This window comes from Pseudomonas sp. ASL9 (assembly GCF_056680335.1).
Genome location: NZ_CM155277.1, coordinates 5,542,914 through 5,562,006 on the forward strand (window position 1 = coordinate 5,542,914; position 19,093 = coordinate 5,562,006).

14 protein-coding genes are annotated in these 19,093 nt (G+C 57.4%); all 14 read left to right on the forward strand.

What is annotated here, in order from left to right:
• Positions 1–56 precede the first annotated feature (56 nt).
• The 14 genes from tssA to tssJ all read left to right on the forward strand — a co-directional run bounded on the left by tssA (position 57) and on the right by tssJ (position 19,037).
• Positions 57–1,610, forward strand: a complete 1,554-nt coding sequence (gene tssA, locus AC1ME2_RS25485) for a type VI secretion system protein TssA (protein ID WP_480437867.1) — start codon at positions 57–59, stop codon at positions 1,608–1,610.
• A gap of 101 nt (positions 1,611–1,711) precedes the next feature.
• Positions 1,712–2,209, forward strand: coding sequence for a type VI secretion system contractile sheath small subunit (gene tssB, locus AC1ME2_RS25490; RefSeq protein ID WP_219060056.1), 498 nt, complete (start codon positions 1,712–1,714; stop codon positions 2,207–2,209).
• Positions 2,210–2,212: 3 nt separating this feature from the next.
• Entirely contained in the window at positions 2,213–3,697 is a 1,485-nt protein-coding gene (tssC, locus tag AC1ME2_RS25495; RefSeq protein ID WP_480437869.1) for a type VI secretion system contractile sheath large subunit, read from the forward strand.
• Between the two features lie 160 nt (positions 3,698–3,857).
• Positions 3,858–4,346, forward strand: a complete 489-nt coding sequence (locus AC1ME2_RS25500) for an Hcp family type VI secretion system effector (protein ID WP_480437873.1) — start codon at positions 3,858–3,860, stop codon at positions 4,344–4,346.
• A 71-nt stretch (positions 4,347–4,417) separates the two neighbouring features.
• Positions 4,418–4,837: a type VI secretion system baseplate subunit TssE gene (tssE, locus tag AC1ME2_RS25505; RefSeq protein ID WP_480437875.1), complete on the forward strand. Its 420-nt coding sequence runs from the start codon at positions 4,418–4,420 to the stop codon at positions 4,835–4,837.
• A 3-nt stretch (positions 4,838–4,840) separates the two neighbouring features.
• A complete protein-coding gene (tssF, locus tag AC1ME2_RS25510) occupies positions 4,841–6,556 on the forward strand; it encodes a type VI secretion system baseplate subunit TssF (protein WP_480437878.1) in 1,716 nt (571 codons plus the stop codon).
• Entirely contained in the window at positions 6,520–7,527 is a 1,008-nt protein-coding gene (gene tssG / locus AC1ME2_RS25515; protein ID WP_480437880.1) for a type VI secretion system baseplate subunit TssG, read from the forward strand. Before tssF ends, tssG begins: the two co-directional genes overlap by 37 nt.
• Positions 7,528–10,260 carry a type VI secretion system ATPase TssH gene (tssH, locus tag AC1ME2_RS25520; protein WP_480437883.1) on the forward strand — a complete coding sequence of 911 codons (2,733 nt, stop codon included), beginning with the start codon at positions 7,528–7,530 and terminating at the stop codon, positions 10,258–10,260.
• A 91-nt stretch (positions 10,261–10,351) separates the two neighbouring features.
• Positions 10,352–13,213, forward strand: coding sequence for a DUF2169 family type VI secretion system accessory protein (locus AC1ME2_RS25525; RefSeq protein WP_480437886.1), 2,862 nt, complete (start codon positions 10,352–10,354; stop codon positions 13,211–13,213).
• Between the two features lie 66 nt (positions 13,214–13,279).
• Positions 13,280–16,378 (forward strand): type VI secretion system Vgr family protein, encoded by a 3,099-nt coding sequence (locus AC1ME2_RS25530; protein WP_480437889.1) that lies wholly within the window; start codon positions 13,280–13,282, stop codon positions 16,376–16,378.
• Entirely contained in the window at positions 16,375–17,346 is a 972-nt protein-coding gene (locus tag AC1ME2_RS25535; protein WP_480437892.1) for a pentapeptide repeat-containing protein, read from the forward strand. Before AC1ME2_RS25530 ends, AC1ME2_RS25535 begins: the two co-directional genes overlap by 4 nt.
• An 11-nt stretch (positions 17,347–17,357) precedes the next feature.
• Entirely contained in the window at positions 17,358–18,005 is a 648-nt protein-coding gene (locus tag AC1ME2_RS25540) for a DUF3540 domain-containing protein (protein ID WP_480437895.1), read from the forward strand.
• A gap of 10 nt (positions 18,006–18,015) precedes the next feature.
• A complete protein-coding gene (locus AC1ME2_RS25545; RefSeq protein ID WP_480437898.1) occupies positions 18,016–18,423 on the forward strand; it encodes a DUF4150 domain-containing protein in 408 nt (135 codons plus the stop codon).
• Positions 18,420–19,037: a type VI secretion system lipoprotein TssJ gene (gene tssJ, locus AC1ME2_RS25550; protein WP_480437901.1), complete on the forward strand. Its 618-nt coding sequence runs from the start codon at positions 18,420–18,422 to the stop codon at positions 19,035–19,037. Before AC1ME2_RS25545 ends, tssJ begins: the two co-directional genes overlap by 4 nt.
• Positions 19,038–19,093: the final 56 nt, after the last annotated feature.

The following is a 19,093-nucleotide window of genomic DNA, read 5'->3' on the forward strand; positions in this document are numbered from 1 at the left end:
CTTTTTGCGGGCATGACGGTGTATTAAGCGGCATATCGATGTAGCAGGAATGACGGATGAGTTGTCTCGATCAGGAGTTGGGTTCGTTTGCGATCAGCGTGGCCAGTCCGGCTGGCGCCAATCCTCGAGAAGGCGCTGCCTTTTCGCTAGCGCAAATTGAAGTTGAAAAGCTGACCAATATTTATGCCGAATCCGGAGTGGACTGGCAGAAAGTGGCTGGCACCTGCGCAAAAGTTCTTCGCGAGGAAGGCAAGGATTTCAATGCCGCGGTCTGGTTGTTGTGCGCCTGGACCACGCTCAACGGTATATCTGGCCTTGCGACCGGGGTTCACGTATTGCGCGAAATGATCGAGCAGTACTGGGACACGTTGACGCCACCACCAGCTCGATTGCGTGCTCGGCGTAACCAGGCCGAATGGATGCTCGAATGGCTCACGGCGAAGGTCGAAGAAAGTTTCGAACCGGTGCCTGGCGATCAGTTGGCTGTCTTGCTCGAAGACTGGGACGCCATCGATAGTTTTTGGCGCGACAAGGACGCTGACGGTCCGAGTTTCTTTGCGTTGCGTCGACGCTTGTCACAACTGCCCGTGCAGGCCAGTGCCGAGCCAGCATTTGCTGCGCCTGAGCCGGTTCAGCCTGTCGAGTCTGTCGCAGCAGCAGTACCGGTTTCGCAGTCCCCCTCGGTACCCGGCAAGGCACCGCCAATGCTTGCTCCGGTCCATGTATTGGACAGCTTTGAAAGCGATGAGGCGATTGAGAATGCAGTAAACGGTGCGTTTGCGTCGTTATCGCCGCTGGTTGCGTTTTGTCTCGACTCTCGTCCGACGTTGCCATTGTTGTTTCGCCTGAACCGACAGTTGGCCTGGACTACCCTGCAGCAAGCTCCCCCTGCGCAAGGCAATACCACGCGTCTTCCGCCACCTTCGGAAGCCGAACTCCAAAGCTTCAGCCGTTTGCAGAGCGCTGGCGAGCCGCTGGACATTGTGCGGTTTTGCGAAGGCCGGCTGAACACGTATCCATTTTGGCTGGACCTTAATCGAGCCAGCCATGCAGCGCTTTCACGACTCGGCTCAGGCTCCTTGGCCGGGCTTGCGAGCCTTTCTCTGGAGACTCGCCATTTTCTGGCACGCCTGCCGTCGCTGGTCGAACTCACTTTCGCCGACGGCCAGCCGTTCGCCGATGGCGCAACGCGTAGCTGGCTCGAAGGGTTGGCCCCGGTGGTCAGCGCTGGGGCCGGGGATGCTGTGCAAACGCTGATTGATGATGCAGGGCGAGAAGCCGCTGACGGACGCCTGAGCGATGCGCTGGCCAGCCTGCAAGCGAGCCTGCGCGAGGCAGGCAGTGGTCGCGACCGGTTCCGTTTGCGCCGTGCGCAATGCGAATTGCTGCACCGTTTCGAGCCCCGCGCCCAGTTGCGAGTGGCCCTGGATGTATTGCTGCAAGAAGCAACGGAGCAGGGGTTGGATCGTTGGGAGCCGGATCTGGTTCGGCCTTTATTGGAACTGGCTTTGGTTCATGAGGATGGCGGTTCAAAAACGGCATGGGCGCAGCAGTTGGCCGCCATGGATTTGCCCGCTTTCTGGCGTCTGGCCAGTCCACAGGCAAATTGAGTTCAGCAATACGCAATACCTGACAGACACACACATATATCAATGCCATGGGTTTTATAACGGCTGCGTTGAGCGAGCCCGCTAAACAGGAGTGAGATTAAATGGCTAGTGAAGGTTCAGTCGCGCCTAAAGAACGCGTCAACATTGTTTACAGCTCCGACACCGGTGGCGCCCAAGAGCAGGTCGAGCTGCCTCTGAAGCAACTGGTCATCGGTGACTTCACCTTGCGTGAAGACGACACGCCAGTTGAAGACCTCAAGCCGATCCGCGTCGACAAAGACAACTTCACCGATGTGCTCAAGGGGCAAAATCTGAGCCTGCAGTTGGCGGTGCCCAATCGTCTGGCGGAGAACGCGCCGGAAGACGAGCAGATTCCTGTGTCGCTGACCTTCCAGTCTATTCGCGACTTCGAACCCGATGCCATCGTTGCCCAGGTTCCTGAGCTGCAGCAGCTGATTGCCCTGCGTGACTCGCTCAAGGCGCTCAAAGGCCCAATGGGCAACCTGCCGGAATTTCGCAAGCAACTTCAGGCTCTGATGAACGATGACGGTGCCCGCGAGCGCCTGCTCTCGGAACTCGGCGTAAAGGACAAGGAATAACCCATGAGTGAAGAAAAAAGTCAGGCCGCGAGCAGCACTGGTCAAGCGGTCGAGTCTGTTTCGTTGCTGGATCAACTGGTAGAAGCCGCCCGTGTCAAACCGGGCGATGAAGCCTATGCCGTTACCCGTCAGGGGCTCGAAGCTTTCGTCACCGAGTTGCTCGAACCTGCAAGGCAGACCGAGAAAGTCAGCGCCGGTCTGATCGACGACATGATTGCCACACTGGACGCCAAGCTTTGCCGTCAGGTCGATGCCATCATTCACAACGAAAAGTTTCAGAAGCTTGAGTCTTCATGGCGCTCGCTGAAGTTCCTGGTCGACCGTACGGATTTCCGTGAGAACAACAAGCTGGAGATTCTCAGCGTCTCCAAGGAAAAGTTGCTCGAAGATTTCGAAGACGCTCCTGAAATCACCCGCTCGGGTCTGTATAAGGCGGTGTACACCGCTGAGTTTGGCCAGTTCGGTGGTCAGCCGTTCGGCTCCATCATTGGTAACTACGAGTTCAATCCCGGCGCGCAGGACATGAAGCTCCTGCAATCGGTTGCCTCCATTTCGGCCATGTCCCACACGCCTTTCATTGCCTCGGCTGGCCCACAGTTCTTTGGCATCGACAGCTTTGCGGATTTGCCCAATCTGAAGGATCTGCAAGCGGTCTTTGAAGGCCCGCAGTTCACCAAGTGGAACGCGTTCCGCGAAAGCGATGATGCCCGTTTTGTCGGTCTGACCTTGCCGCACTTTTTGCTGCGCACGCCTTACGGCGAGGACACTGTTCCGGCCAAGACCTTCCGCTACAACGAAAGCGTAAGCGGCGGTAACAAGGATTTCCTGTGGGGCAACGCCGCGTTTGCGTTTGCCAGCCGCTTGTCTGACAGCTTTGCCCAGTACCGTTGGTGCGCCAACGTGATCGGTCCGCAGGGCGGGGGTACGGTCGGCGACTTGCCGATCTACAACTACGAAGCCATGGGTGAAACCCAGACCAAGATTCCGACTGAAGTGCTTATCTCCGAGCGCCGCGAGTTCGAGCTGGCCGAGCAAGGTTTCATCGCGCTGACCATGCGCAAGAACACGGATAACGCGGCGTTCTTTTCCGCCAACTCGTGCCAGAAGCCCAAGTATTTCGGCAACGACAAAGAGGGTAAGGAAGCAGAACTCAACTACAAGCTCGGCACCCAGCTGCCATACATCTTTGTGGTCAGTCGCCTGGCGCACTACATCAAGGTCATTCAGCGCGAAAACATCGGCACATGGAAAGAGCGTGGCGACCTGGAGTCTGAACTCAACACCTGGATTCGCCAGTACGTGGCCGACATGGATAACCCGGCAGCCGGTGTGCGCAGCCGCCGTCCATTGCGTCAGGCCGACATTACCGTCAGTGACGTTGACGGCGATCCAGGCTGGTACCGCGTAGGTTTGAAGGTTCGCCCGCACTTCAAGTACATGGGCGCTTCTTTCACGCTGTCGCTGGTTGGCAAGCTCGACAAGAGCTGATTTGGCAGAGCGAACGAATAACTTAAATGTCGTTCGTTCAGGTGTTCACCCGAGGGTCATCGCCTCGGGGGTTCCATAAGATGGATTCAACGCAACGACACAGGGCTACACGTTCTGATCGGTGCCTGAAAACTAACTGATTAAACCCGGAGTACACGTTATGCCAATGCCATGCTACCTGAGTATCGAAGGACAGAACCAAGGCAAGATCGAAGGTTCAAGCAGTGTTACCGGCCACGTAGGGATGATCCTCGTACAAGCCGTTGAACACCTGATCGATATTCCCAAGAACCCGCAGACCGGCTTGCCAGCAGGCAAGCGTGTTCACCAAGGCATGACCCTGACCAAGGAGATCGATAAGGCTTCGCCAAAGTTGCTGCAAGCCTTGACCTCCGGTGAACAACTCAAGTCCGTTGTGCTTGAGTTCTATCGCATCTCGCCCAAAGGCACTGAAGAAAAGTACTACACCATCACCCTGAGCAACGCGGTGCTTGTTTCGGCCCGTACCTGGGTGCCAAACGTATTGAGCCCTGAGTTCAAGCAAATGGGTCATATGGAAGACATTGGCATCACCTACGAAAAAATTGTCTGGACCTGGGTGCCGGACGGCATCGAAGCCGAAGACTCATGGTTGGCGCCAAAAGCGTAAGCAACGCTTGAGTCATTCTTCACCGCCCTGATTCAGGGCGGTGTTCTTTCAATTTCAGAAGGTACACGGCGTTGAGAGAAAAACGATTGCTGGAACGCATCACAGGCTTGCAGGTCGAGTCCGGCCGCACACACCTGACCCAGGCGGAAGTGCTTACGCAGTCAATCGTTCAGCACCTGCAACGCATCTTGAATACCCGGCGCGGCAGCGTGCCAATCGACGCCGATTTTGGCGTACCCGATTTCACCAATCTGGCCGGTTCGTTTGCGACCGGCGAGACCACGCAAATAATTGAGAACATGACTCGCATGATCGCCCGCTATGAGCCTCGGTTGAAGTCCCCGCGCATTCTGGTCGCTGAAGGCGCTCAGGAAGTGCTGTCGCTGAGCTTTAGTCTTGAAGGCCTGGTGGCCATCGATGACCGGGACATTCCCATCCATCTGGCAACGCGCGTGTCTTCAGACGGCCGCGTTTCCCTGGCGATGCACTAAGTCATGCTCAACAGCCATTATCAAAGTGAACTCAACCACCTGCGCCGCCTGGCCGATGAGTTTGCCCGTAGCAACCCGGCCCTGGCACCGCTGCTGGGTGTGGACTCGGCAAATGACCCCGATGTCGAGCGCTTGCTCGAAGGCGTGGCATTTCTCACCGGGATGGTTCGCCAACGGCTGGATGACGAGTTTCCCGAGTTCATCCAAGAGTTGGCGCAGCTGCTGTACCCACATTATCTGCAGCCATTGCCTTGCCTGACACTGCTTCAATTCCAGCCTCGCGGGGCGTTGCAACAAGCCACGCGTATCGATGCCGGGTGCGAAGTCGCCTCGGTACCTGTCGATGGGCAGCGGGTGCGCTTTCGCAGCACTGCGGCGGTAGACCTCGAACCGCTGCAACTGATCGGTACACGCTGGGATGGCGGTGCGGGTGAAGAACGCAGTCTGGTCCTGGATTTTTCTTTTACCACCGCAGATCCAGATGATTGGCAAGCTGACAGCCTGCGCTTCTATCTAGGCGATGGCCTGGTGGATGGCTGCAAGTTGCTACGTCTGCTGCAGCTCAACCTGCGTGAGATCCGTATCTGTGCGCAAGGGCAGCCCATGACGTTGCTGCCAGCCAGGCATTTGCGTGGCCTGGGGTTCGATGCGAGCAATACTTTGCTGCCTTTTCCCGACACCGCTCACCCTGCTTATCGCTGCCTGCAGGAGTACTTCGCGCTGCCCGAGAAGTTTCTTTTTGTCGAGCTTTCCGGCTTCAAACAGTGGCGTGTCAGGGGCAAGAATGGTCGATTCAGTGTGCGTCTGATGTTCGAGAACTTGCCGGACTGGGCGCCAAATCTGTCCGCCAACAGTTTCATGATGGGGGTCACCCCGGCGATCAACCTGTTCGCTCAGGAAGCGCACCCGTTGCGCATCGACCACAAGCAAGTCGACTACCGCATCCAGCCCGCCGATCATGGCCAGCGCATGAGCATGCGAATTCATTCGGTCCTCAAGGTCAGTGCTTACTCTGCCGCAGGGGGCGAGCGGCAGTTGGAGCCGTTCAATACGTTCTCGCAGCGCGACACCTACAACTTGCGAATCCGACAGTCGACTATCGACGCTCACGGCTATGACCATTATTTGAGCCTGCCCTACCGCGAAGGCAAAGTGCCTGGCGAGATGACGCTGTCCATCGGCTTGTTGTGCACCAATGGCAAGTTGCCGGAAAGCCTGCGTCTGGGTGATTTGAATCAGCCCACCGACAACACGCCACCCAGGGTCGAATTCAAGAGCATTCGCGGTATTACTCCGTGCCAGCCTCCAAAGTTCGACGACAAACTGCTGTGGCGCATGCTCTCGCAGCTCAATGCCAATCACTTTCGCCTGGCTGATCGCGACTACCTGCGAGGTTTGCTGTCGCTCTACCTGCCCAGCGTCGGCGAAGGCGCCCAGGACGCCAACGAGCGGCGAATCGATGCCATCGAAAACGTCACGGTCACCCATGAGCGACGTTTCATTCGCGGGCTGCCGATCGAAGGCAGCGCGGTCCGGGTCGAGTGTCGGGGTGACCATTTCCTGAGTCCCGGCAATTTCTACATGTTCGGTTGCGTGCTCGATGAATTTTTCGCCGGCTGTACAGCTATTAACAGCTTTACCGCTTTCACGCTGTTCGACAGCGTCAACCATGAGACCTTGAAATGGCCAGCGAAGATCGGGCACCAACGCCTGCTGTGATCGATCCGCTGCTCGATGACGGCGGCGATTATGGTTTTTTTCAGGCCTTGCGCCTGTTGCGATTACGTTTCCCGAACGAAAAAGACTTCGTCGAGAACGTGCGGGTCCGGCCACGGCTAGGGCTTGGATTTCCCCAACGGGATATCGAGCGGATCGAGCAAGGTGAAGACGGCCGCTATCGGATCGAGGCCAACTTTTTTGGTCTGTACGGCGTCACTTCGCCGTTGCCGACGTTTTACACCGAAGACCTGATCGACGAGCAACTGCTGGGCCATTCAGCGGGGCGAGACTTTCTCGACATCCTGCATGCCGCGCTCTACCCACTGCTGTTTCGGGCCTGGGAAAAGCACCGGATCTGGATCGATATTACCGAGCGACGGGACGTCAAGAGCCTGCGCCAGCTACAGGCATTGATCGGCATTGCGGATGCGCGTCCCGAGCAAAGGGATCAATCCGTCGATTTGCTGCGTTATGCCGGTTTATTCAACCAGCACCCGCGCTCGGCCCTTGGTCTGCAGCAGTTGGTCAAGGCGGTGCTCAATGATGTGCCGGTGGAAGTGGTGCCCTGTGTCGAGACACGTCTGCGGATCGACCGTCCAGCGCGCACTTACCTGGGAATGCAGTGCGGTGTGTTAGGCGAAAACAGCCTGCTCGGTCGAGAGGTCATGGACCGCAGTGGCACGCTGGATATCCGCCTGGATTCACTGAGTGCCGAGCGTTTTCACGGGTTGTTGCCAGGGCAAGCGCTCTATCAAAAGCTCGAACGGTTGGTGGCGTTGTACCTGCAGACGCCGCTACGCAGCCGATTGGTCATGCGCCTTGCGGCAGATGAGCAGCAATGCGCTTCGCTGGGGGGCGGCTGGCAGCGGCTGGGCCTCGATACCTGGCTCGGCGACGGTGACACACAGGACGACGTTGTATTCATGCTTACGGCCGAACACGGACCAATGCTCGAAGAGAGGGCTCGATAGATGATTCAGGTAGAACTTAAACCACTGTTCGCACGGCTTAACGTTTATAGCACCAAGGCCCTGGAGAACGCTGCCGGTGTCACCTTGGCTCGCACTCATTACGAGATTTCTCTGGAGCATTGGTTGCGCCAGTTGCTGGAAGACCCCAACGGCGACGTGACGCGCATCCTCACTCGCTTCGATATCGATCCCCTGCTCCTGCGAGCGCAACTGGACGACGGTCTGGCGCAACTGAAGAACGGTAATCCGGGCCGTCCTGTGTTCGCCAGCCTGCTCACCGAATGGATTCAGGAAGCCTGGCTGATCGCCTCACTGGTACTCGGTACCGGTCGCATCCGAGGCGGCTCGCTGTTGTTGGCACTGGTTTCCCGCCTGGGTTACTACACCGCGGGCACCCGTTACGGCGAAATGCTCAAGCCAATCTCCAGGGATGCGCTGACCGCCGAGTTCGCCCACCTGCTGGGCGGATCCAGCGAAGGTCCGCTGGACAGCCTGCAAACCGGCCTGGGGTCTTCTTCGGTCGCCAGTGCGGGCGGTATCGCGCCCGCCGCTGAAGACAATATCGGTCGCTTTTGCGAAGACCTTACCGCCAAGGCAGCGGCGGGGCGCATCGACCCGATTTTCGGCCGCGATGATGAGATTCGTCAGATGATCGACATCCTCGCTCGACGCCGTAAAAACAACCCCATCGCCGTGGGCGAACCCGGTGTGGGCAAGTCCGCCGTGGTGGAAGGCCTGGCGTTATTGATCAGCCAGAGCGAAGTACCGGACTTTCTTAAAAACACCCGCCTGCTGAGCCTCGATCTGGGTGCGCTGGAGGCGGGCGCCAGCGTCAAGGGCGAGTTCGAAAACCGCCTGCGTGGCGTCATCGAAGAGATTAAGGCATCTACCACGCCGGTGATCCTGTTCATCGACGAAGCACACATGCTGATCGGTGCTGGCGGCGCGGCAGGTGGCTCCGATGCGGCCAACCTGCTCAAACCTGCTCTGGCCCGCGGAGAGCTGCGGACCATCGCCGCCACGACTTGGTCGGAATACAAGAAGTACTTCGAGAAAGACCCGGCGCTGGCTCGCCGCTTCCAACTGGTCAAACTGGACGAGCCAAGTGTCAAAACCGCTGTGCTGATCTTGCGTGGTCTCAAGGGTCATTACGAAAAAGTCCACGGTGTTAGCGTGCGTGATGACGCTATCGTTGCCGCCGCCGAATTGTCGGATCGCTACATCACCGGGCGCTTGCTGCCGGACAAGGCCGTGGACTTGCTCGACACCGCCAGTGCCCGGGTACGGATCGGCCTGGGCATCAAGCCTGCGGAGTTGGAGCGGATGGAGCGGCAGTTGTCCGGTCTGGCTCGCGAGCTGAGCGCACTGGAGCGCGACCGCGCTAACGGTTTTCCTGTGGAAGACCAGCGTTTGGCAGATATCGCCGACGAGCAGGCTGACATTGACGACAGTCGTGCTGTGCTGGAAGCCCGCTGGCTGGCCGAGCGTGATGCCGCAGTACGCGTCCTTGAAGCCCGCAAGCAACTGACGCTGAAAGAAGAGGATCTACCGACACCGGCTGAGGGCGAAGTTGCTCAGGTACTGGCATCGCTGGACAAACGCCAAGCCGAGCTGGATCAGGCCCGCGAGGCGCTGGCTGCGCTGCAAGGTGACGAGCCGCTGCTGTTCACCGAAGTCAATCCGGATGCGATTGCCAAGGTCGTCTCCGACTGGACCGGCGTGCCGCTGGGCAAAGTGCTGCGCGACGCTGCAGGTGGTGTGCTGGCCTTGGCCGATAACATCAAGACGCGCATTCGCGGTCAGGACACGGCAGTCGAGCAAATCGCGGAAATCCTCAAGGCCGCGCAATCCGGCCTGCGCGATCCACAACAGCCGTTGGGTGTGTTCCTACTGGTCGGTCCATCGGGTGTCGGCAAGACCGAAACCGCCTTGGCCGTGGCCGAACACTTGTTCGGCGGCGAGCAGGCGATGATCTCGGTAAACATGAGCGAGTACCAAGAGAAGCACACCGTCAGCCGTCTGGTGGGCTCGCCTGCCGGTTATGTCGGTTTCGGCGAAGGCGGCATGTTGACCGAGGCGGTGCGCAAGCGCCCGTATTCGGTGGTGCTGCTCGATGAAGTGGAGAAAGCCCACCTGGACGTGGTAAACATTTTCTATCAGGTCTTCGACAAGGGCAGCCTGTCCGACGGTGAAGGTCGGCAGATCGACTTCTCCAACACGGTGGTGCTGCTGACCAGCAACCTGGCCACCGAAGAAATCCAGAACCTGTGCGTCGACGGTCGTCCCGATCCAGACACCCTGGCGGAAAAAATCCGTCCGACCCTGTCCCGCCATTTCAAACCTGCGTTGTTGGCGCGCATGACCATCGTGCCGTTCTTCACGTTGGGCAGCGAGCAACTGGCAGGCATCGTGCGCCTCAAGCTGGGCCGGCTCAGCGAGCGCCTGCTGGCCTCGTCGAAAGTACGCCTGACGTTTTCGGAGGAGGTCGCCGACGCCATCGCCGCACGCTGCACAGAAGTGGAGAGCGGGGCGCGCAACATCGACTTCATTCTGCGCAAAAGCCTGTCGCCGCGTTTGTCAGACGTGTTGCTAGGGGCGATTGCCGATCAACGTCCGCTGGCCGGGTTGCATGTGGCGGTGGATGGTGGCGGGGAGTGGGTGATCAGCAGCGTTGTGGTCAACGAAAGCGGGTCTTCGGATCTGGCCGCTGAACCGCTGGAAGAGTTGGTCTAAGCCATGAACTATCTAACGTCCCGACAGCCTTGTGTGCAGCCAACTGTGGACCCTGCAGTGACTGTGTCGAACCTTAGGGAGGCTCGTCGTCATGCGCCTTGATTACGGTGATGCCAGCCTGTTATTGGTCGCTCGGGATCGTCTGGAACATAGTCCCAGCATGGTGGTGACTGTGGGGCTGTTGTACGAAGCTGATCAAACTATTGTCACGGCTGATCAGGCACAGCCATGGCTGGCCGAGCGCTTCGCCAAACAGCCGTTCGATCGTGGCTTGAAAAAAAGCCATGGCACCTTTGCCGTTCACGGCAGCGCCTATCCTTTGAATACAGCGCAACAGGCAGGCATGGCGGTGCGGGTCAACGTAGGTTCGCTGAGCAAGACCCTGCACGTGCAGCCTCCCCGCCAGTGGCGTAAAGGTTTGCTGGGTTGGAGTCCCGTTGTCGGTGGTGCGCTGACAGTCGTTCCGCTGGACTTGCAGCATGCCTATGGAGGTGCCGACAGCCCGGATAACCCTCAAGGGATCGGCTACACGACTAATCCGGACGCCGCCGAAGGCCTTGCCTTGCCCCAGGTCGAAAGCCCGCACATGCCCTTGCGTGCGCCGGGTGAAACTGCGCATCTAGCCAGCTTGCTGCCGCTGTTGCCTCAGTCTCGGGAGCGCCGGGCTTTTTTCGGTACCTGCGATGATGCCTGGACACGTCAGCGTGCGCCTTTTGCTCCGCTGGACACAGACCCACGCTGGTTTGACGAAGTCGCCCAGGATCAGGCTCAGCCTGGCTATTGGGCAGGGAATGAGGCCTGGTCCGTTGCCGGTATGCATCCTGCGCAGTTGGAGATCACCGGGCGTTTGCCCGGTTTTCGCCCACGGCTGTTCGTCGAGCGCACTTCAGCCGATTCGCAAGCGAAGCCGGCATCGGCGGCCGAGCGAGCGATAGAAGAGGCAAAACTTGAGCTGGACACCGTATGGTTGTTCCCGGATGTCGAGCGGGTGCTGCTGGTCTATCGAACGCAGATCCCAGTGCGGGACATTGATGGTGACGATCTTGCTGCAGTGGCTTTGCGTTGCGAACGTGCAACGGACCCGGGTAAGAGCCGAGATGAGTGGCTTGCCGAGCTCTGGCCGCAGCGTTCCGGTCCTCAAGGCGATGAGCAAGTGCAGCCGGGCGACGCAGCCCTGGCAGATGAGCAGGAAGAAAAACTGTCCCGGTTGAGTGCCGATTTTGAGGCGGATGTTGCTTCGTTCATCGCTGAGCATGAAAAGAACCTGGCCTTGTCCATGGAATTGACGGGCGTCGCGGATCCAATGAGGAACCTGCAAACGGCGCAAGCGATGGAGCGCAGCCTGACGTCTTTAATGCCTAAGCTGCAGGCCACGCTCAACTCCGCGCATCAACTTTTTTCGGATGGGCAGGAGGAATCTGTGCCGTCAGCTCTACGGTCACTGGGGGGCATCCAGACACCCGCCGATGCTGAGGCTTACCGGGCGCAAGTCGAAATGCTTGCGGGGCCGGAACAGATTGAAATCATGCTTGCTGAAAGTGAGGCTGCCATTCAGCAACATGTAGAGGATGTCGCCCGATTGCTGGACCGGGACCCACAAGCCTTGCGTGCCGAGCTTCAAGCTTCGGTGATGCCACCCGATCCGACTATGGTGCAGGCGCAACTCGATACTTTGCTAGGAGAGGCGGATCTGGAGGCCATGGTCGTGGAGCTTGAGGCGACCTTGCAGCAACAGCTCGAGCAAATGGCCAGTGACCTGGGCATGTCTGCACAGGATTTGCTGGCCGAGGCCAAAGCCCATGATCCATTGATACGATTCGGCGGTTTGCTGACCGACGCCCCACTCGCCGAAGGCACTGCCGAGGCGCAGGAAAGAACAGTGCAAATCAGCGAACTTGAGTCGCTGATTGTTGCGATGAAAATCGTTTCACCCCAAGTGGTTTCAGCCGGCATCGCTCCTGACTGGACTCGAGAATTGTTGCAGGCCAGTCATGACAGTAAACAAGTACTCGATGGCGAGTACTTTCTGTCGCTGGATTTTTCCGGACTTGAATTTGGCGCCGCTGTGTTCAAGAACTGCCAATTCCATAAGTGCCAGTTCTTGCGTACATCCTTTATAGGTGCAGACCTGAGCCTTAGCCACTTTATCGACTGCGAGATCAGCGATGCCAACCTGACTGATGCGTGTTTGGACGGCGCTATTTTCGAGCGCTGCTCGATGGACCGGGTGCAGGCGCACGGTGCGGATTTCAATGCAACTTACGCTGAGCAATGCACGCTCGACGGTGCTGACTTTACCGGTGCCAAAGGTCAGGGGACGCAATGGGTCGAGTGCAGTTTTATCGGTGCCCGGTTGCAAGGCGTCAACTGGGCGGGTGGACGTTGGCAGCGCTGTAACCTGAACGGTGCAAATATGGCAGATGCACAACTGAGCAAGACCCAGCTTCGTGCCTGTGAGCTCAATGGTATGGCGTTCAGCAGGGCTGATCTGCAAGGTGCCTCCTGGTCCGAGAGTCAGGGCATCGATATTGATCTGAGTAACGCCCGGCTGCAGCAATGGCAACTCGATCAGGGCTGTCGCCTGCCGTCTGTACGTCTGGACGGTGCCAATCTCAGCAACGCCAGCCTGCAACACGCTTTCCTGAATCGCGCCAGCTTGCGCGGTGCCTGCCTGTCACACGCGTTGGTCCTGGATTGCGATTTGAGCGACAGCGATGGCTATCGCGTGGATGCCCGCCATGCGGACTTCACGGCCACTGATCTCAGTCGCGCCATTTGGACGGGTGCGAATTTGCTGGAGGCTGGATTGCGTAAGGTCAATCTGGCCCAAACCGACCTTCGCGGCAGCAATCTGCATGGAACCGTCACAGAAGGCGTCAAGGGCAAGGGAGCTCTTTTTCACGGAGCGCTGATAACCCGTTGCCGAGTGCTTGAGGACCTGTCTTGTGATTGATTATTTCCTTTTCTGCTTGAGGAACGCCTGATGGCTTATGAGTCGATGCTGTCCCTGGAGCCAACCATGCAAGCAATTGATACACCCCTGTGCAGCTTCGTCAGTACGGCATTTCCGAATGACGGAATTCGAGTATTCGATTGGAAAGGAGAGGAAGCACTTTCCCGGCCTTACCGCTTTGAGGTGCGGTTGGTATCACGCGACTCAACGCTGGATGACGAGGCCATGCTCGGTAAACCCGCGACCCTGGCCATTACTGATGCCCAAGGCCTGCCGCAGGTTTATCACGGCGTGGTCACTGACGTGGAGCAGCTTGATGACAATGGAGAGTATTTTTTCTTTCGCGTGGTTCTGGAGCCGAGAATGGTGCTGTTGCGTCAGTTTCGATTCTCCGAGATTTGGCTCGACAGCAGTCTGGGTAAGATTGTTACGGATGTACTGAGAGAGGTTGGGCTGGTCAACGCCGGACCTGGTCAGTATTCAAGTGACGTTGGCGATTTCGATTTTGATCTGCGTCTTCTCAAAAAAGATCTGGACTTTATGAACGCCAGCTTTACGTGTCAGTTCGAAGAAACCAGCTTCGACTTTCTTTCGCGGTTACTGGAGTACTACGGTGTCTACTACTACTTCGAACAAGGGCCGACTCAGGAAGCCCTGGTGTTATGCAGTGACCGCAGATTGCAAACACCTGCTTTGACCAGGCTTGGTTATCGCCCCTTGAACAGTGGGGTACAGGTCGAGACTACACTGGCAGTTGCCAGGACGTTCAGGCGCAGGATGATCAGCCAGGCCAGTCAAGTGGTGTTGAAGGATTTCTCTGCGACCAATGCACAACTGAAATTACAGGCCACGGCCTCGATCACTGAAGCGAGTGTGCCTGTCAATGACGAAAGGACTGCCGCTGCGGTGACCCGCACCAGCGTGTTCTTCGGTGACTATGGACTGCACGGAGAGCATTTCGGCTCAACGACAGAGGGTGCATGGCTGGCCACGCGTCGTGCTCAGGCGTTGGGTTGCAGAAGCCGTGAGTTCCACGGCAGCGGCCGTGCGACGGGGTTGCGGGCTGGCTATCTGATGGCGTTGAGCGACCATCCGCGAGCCGTGCTCAACACCCAGTATCTGGTTATCGAGGTCCAGCATGAGGGTAGCCAGCCACTACCCTCCCTCGAACACAGTGAGGTGGACAGTACTTTGCAATGCAGTACGCGTTTTGTCGCCTTGCCTGCGGATGTGCAATATAGGACTCCGTGCAGTACGCCGAAACCTAATATCACGGGTGTACTAAGTGCAATTGTCGACGGCGATGCCAGCGGCAAACCGCTACTAAATGAGCATGGTTGTTATAAGGTCATCTTCCCGTTTGTTCGCAGCCAAAAAGAGGTTGCCCGGGGGTCCGCGTGGCTACGCATGGTCACCTTGTCCAGCGGTGCCGGGCATGGCATGCACTTCCCGTTACTCAAAGGCGCCGAGGTATTGGTCTCGTTTCTGGATGGCGACCCGGATCGGCCGATTATTACCGGTACAGTGCCCAACTCGGAAAACCTCAATCGGGTCAATGAGAGCAATGTAACGCAAAGTGGGTTCTCCAGTCCTGGCGGAAGTTATCTGGTCATGGATGACAATAAAATCGGTGCTTTAATGGCATTGGGGTCTCCGGCGGGCAAGACAAATCTGGTGATGGGCGATGGAGCGATCAGCGGTGCCCATTTGACGACACAAGATCATATGGAATTGGCCTCTGACACCTATACGCACTACGTAGGTGATGTTTACCGCTCAAGTATTGGACACAGTACCGATTTCAATACCACCGATTTCCTCAAGGAGGATAAACACATCCGCGATGATGATTTTCAAGGTTTCGCCGGCTTGCCTACCCCAACGGCAGAGCAATTAATTGGTGGATGGGTAAGCTGGGGTGTTGGTGATGGAGCGCCTACAGCAGCGAAAGGCTCTTATACGGCTGACATCACCCGAGCTGATATCCAGTGTACGGTCAGTGTTGGCGGCGGTGATGACAGTAAAAAAAATCAATACACCGATTATGCTACTGTCCTGAATTACAACAAGCGCGGGGCCAAGGCCGACGTTAATGAAGGGAGTGGCTATCGTTACGATCACCATAAGAAAGAACAGTCCACTGCTCACCTAGTTAAAACGACGAGCTATGCCGTTGACACGGTTATTGCGTCAATTGATGCCTCGCAGTTCGGGGTTACGGCGGATATCGGCACTGTTCGAGGCATTAACTCGTTTAAGATAACGGGCAATGATCACACCATTACACTGGACAGTAGTGGCCTCGTCATAAAAACAAAAAACAATGCGCCCATCCTCCTGGACGGTAATGTGGTGGTAGGCGGTTGCCTGTTGGTCAAGGACTCCTTGCAGGTGGAGGGTGACGTCTGCACTCTAAAAAATATAATTGCCGATTTTCTGATAAGTAACGAAGTGCATTGTGAGTCGGCGTATTCCAATACCGGAACACTGGGTTTAATTGCGATGCCGATTCCGGTGCCGACACAATTTGCAAAGTTCAAGAGTGATTACGAAGCTCTGTATGCGGATAAGCGTGGTTTTGTTCAAAAAAATCTCAATACGCTGGCGGCCATCAATAATATAGCCCTGAGTTTGGAAAATATTCTTTTGCAATCCAGCGCGGCTGCGCTGACGAGTCCGGTTAAGCTGCCGTCCGGTGGGATGCAGTTGGTATATACCGCCCAAGATGTAATGAAGAAAGTTCTTCATACGGCCCAGTTGGTAAGAGACGTTGCTAATTTGATGGAAACGAGGACTAAGCGAGCGCTTAGCAAGCTTACCGACAAAACTATTAGCACCCCTATCATCAATCGAGTCGAAGAAGGATTTTCAGAATCTGCAGCGGGTATTTTCGCAGCCGGTGTCCGAGCCGCCGCTTCTACGGTGGCAACCACTCAAGCTATTTTTAATGCGGGATCGGATTGGGATGTTCCAGGTGCCGCTACAGCTGCCAAGGGGTTGAAGGATGTTACTCACGCAGTCAGTTCTTCTGTTACTTCAGCCGGCAAGACCGCTACTTCAGCCGGCAAGACCGCTGCCAGTGTCATGACTTCAGGAGGGAGGGTCTCCAGCACTGGGGATAATCATGGGGGAACCGAAGGCGTTCTGATAGGGGACAAAATATGAGCTCCACTGAATCCATAGCCCTTGTTACCCCATTGCCAGCGGACGCGTTGCACTCGCTTTTGGCTAAAGGCATGCCTTTGCGCGATCTCGTTCTCGCTGGTGGCGATTACCGCAACGTCGATCTGGGGCAGGGGCGATTCGAGCGAGTGGACGCGCGTGGTGCATGGTTTGCCGGGGCGAATTTGAGCTCTAGTCAATGGCGTGGATGTCAGTTGAGCTATGCGGATTTCTCCAACTGTCAGTTCGATGGCGTGATGTTGACCGATTGCACACTTGACCTTGCAAAGTTCAGCGGCGCTAGCCTGAAAGGTGGCCGCTGGCTTCGTGCTCATAGTGTCGCGGTGGATTTCAGCCTCGCTACTCTACGCGGTGTGAGCTTTATCGATACGGGGTTCGATGATCTTGCATTGAGTGACGTGGGCGTATCGCAATGCCAATGGCAAGGCTGCACTTTTCGCGGCTTGCAGGCTCTGGGTGTGCAGTGGCAGCAAGTGCGGATGACCGAGTGCCGTTTCGAAAACCCTGATTTCGGCCAAGCCCGTCTTGAGCAATGCGCCTTCGATGAGTCGACATTTGTGGGGGCTGATTTCAGTGCCGTAAACACAGTGTCCACCTCGTTCTATCGCTGCAAGGGCGATCGAATGAGCTTTGCCCGTGCCCGGCTCAACCAGGCAATTTTCAGCGAGGCGCTATTTCCATCGGCCGACTTCACAGGTGCTTGCCTGGATCGCGCCAATCTCAACAAGGCAGATGTCACGGGCAGCCTATTCAGCGGTGCATCACTGCAGTACGCCCAATGTCAGGCGATAAAAGCGACTCAAGCCTCATTCGTTGCAGCCAACCTTACCGGCACCGACTTTCATGCGGCCGAACTCGAAGGCTGTGACTGGCGCGACGCTAACCGTGAATCCATTCGTCCCGAAGACAGCGAGCGCCTCGCGGCGCAACGCTGGCAACCCACTGTATAGGCGCTCTTCCAATGCATGAAGCTCTGCAGTTTCTCGATCAGCCCGCCACTGTGCGCCATGCGCGAATCAACGCGGTCGATGGCGAGCGCTTTGGTGTGGTCAGCGCCGAAGGTCATCGTTATTGGTTGAAGCCTGCCTTGGGCTGCCTGTTGCAACCGGCAGTGGGGGATTGTGTGTTGATTTCCCTGTCGGGCGATCAGGGCTACATCCTCAGCGTGCTGGAGCGCAGTCAGGCGCAGAGCAGTGAACTGCGGGTACCCGGTGATTTGTATCTAAACCTCCCTAAGGGCGCACTGAATATTCAGGCGCGTGATGGTATGGCGCTGGATGCGGGGCCGAGCTTGAAGGTAGAAGCCCAAAGCAGTTCGGCGTGCTTCAGCAAAACCGATATCAGTGTTGATCGGTTGAGCGTTACTGGCGTGCGCTCCGACAGTCATTGGCAGGAGCTTAATGAGCACGCCGAACGCCTCAGTCAACAGGCGACCCGGCACGACGCTCAATACGGTGACAGTCGCCGTCAGGTTCAAGGGCACGAAGACGTGCACGCCGGTTCGTTGCGCCAGCGTGTCGACGGCGACTGGAGTGTGCGGGGCGAAACCCTGGATCTGTTCGCTGATATAGCCGTTGCCATCGATGCTCAACGAATCAAGCTGGGTTAAGGGAAACACTATGTACATGCTCAACAATGGCGGCGCGATTGCTACGGCCTCGCAGCCCGATGTTTGCAAAACGGCTACTCCAGCCGGGCCTGTTCCTATGCCTTATCCGAACATTGCCGATACCAGCATGGCCGATCCCGGCGGCCTGGTGAACGATGTGTTGGTGGCGGGTATGCCGGCGATGAATCAGATGAGCAAGGTGACCTCCAGCAGTGGTGATGAAGCGGGTGCTCAAGGCGGTGTAGTCAGCGGCAAGATCATGGGCGAAATGACCTTTACCGATGGCAGCACCAAGGTCATGGTCGGTGGTAAACCCGCCGTTCGGGTCACCACGCAAACCATGCAGAACGGTACGCCCGGCAATACGATCGGCGTGGTATCGGCTGGCAGTCAGACGCTTGTCACGGTGATGTCATGAGACAGGTTTGCGCGCATCTGCTCATCCTTTGCACATTACTCGTTGGCTGTAGCAGCCAGGAACTCACCCCCGAGCAAAAGGCCCTCACCGAGCTCAAATGGGACTACACCGAGAACGCCATCGAGCTGAGCTTTACCGCCGATAACGACCTCAATCAATACGACGGCCAAGCGCATAACCTGTTGGTGGTGGTCACGCAGTTCGATCAGATCAGTGCGTTCTCGGCCTACACCGGCAGCTCCCAGCAACTGAGCAGCCTGTTGCTGATGAACAGCGCACCCACCGGGATGATCGGTCTTACGCGGCTGTTCATCGAGCCGGGTCAGACCCGGCAGTTAAGCCTGCCGCGACTCGAGGGCGCGAAGATGGTCGGGATCGCTGTGGGCTACGCCCACCTGGACCCGACGCGTAGCGCCAAGCTGTATCAGATCGGCGTCGACGTCACCTCCACCGGTTGGTTTAGCAAGACCTGGACCGCCACACCGCGGCCCATCGCCATCGACCTGCTCGTCGGTCCCGATGCGCTGCTGCGCGGCAAGGAAAGTCGCCTTGCGCTGCCCAAGCCGGTAAAGCCCCAAGAGGGCGAGGTGAGCTTACCGGGCGCACAGGACTGACTTTTTTATCGTGAACTTTGCAGCCGCCACTTTTTTCAATTTTTTGCCCGAACGCG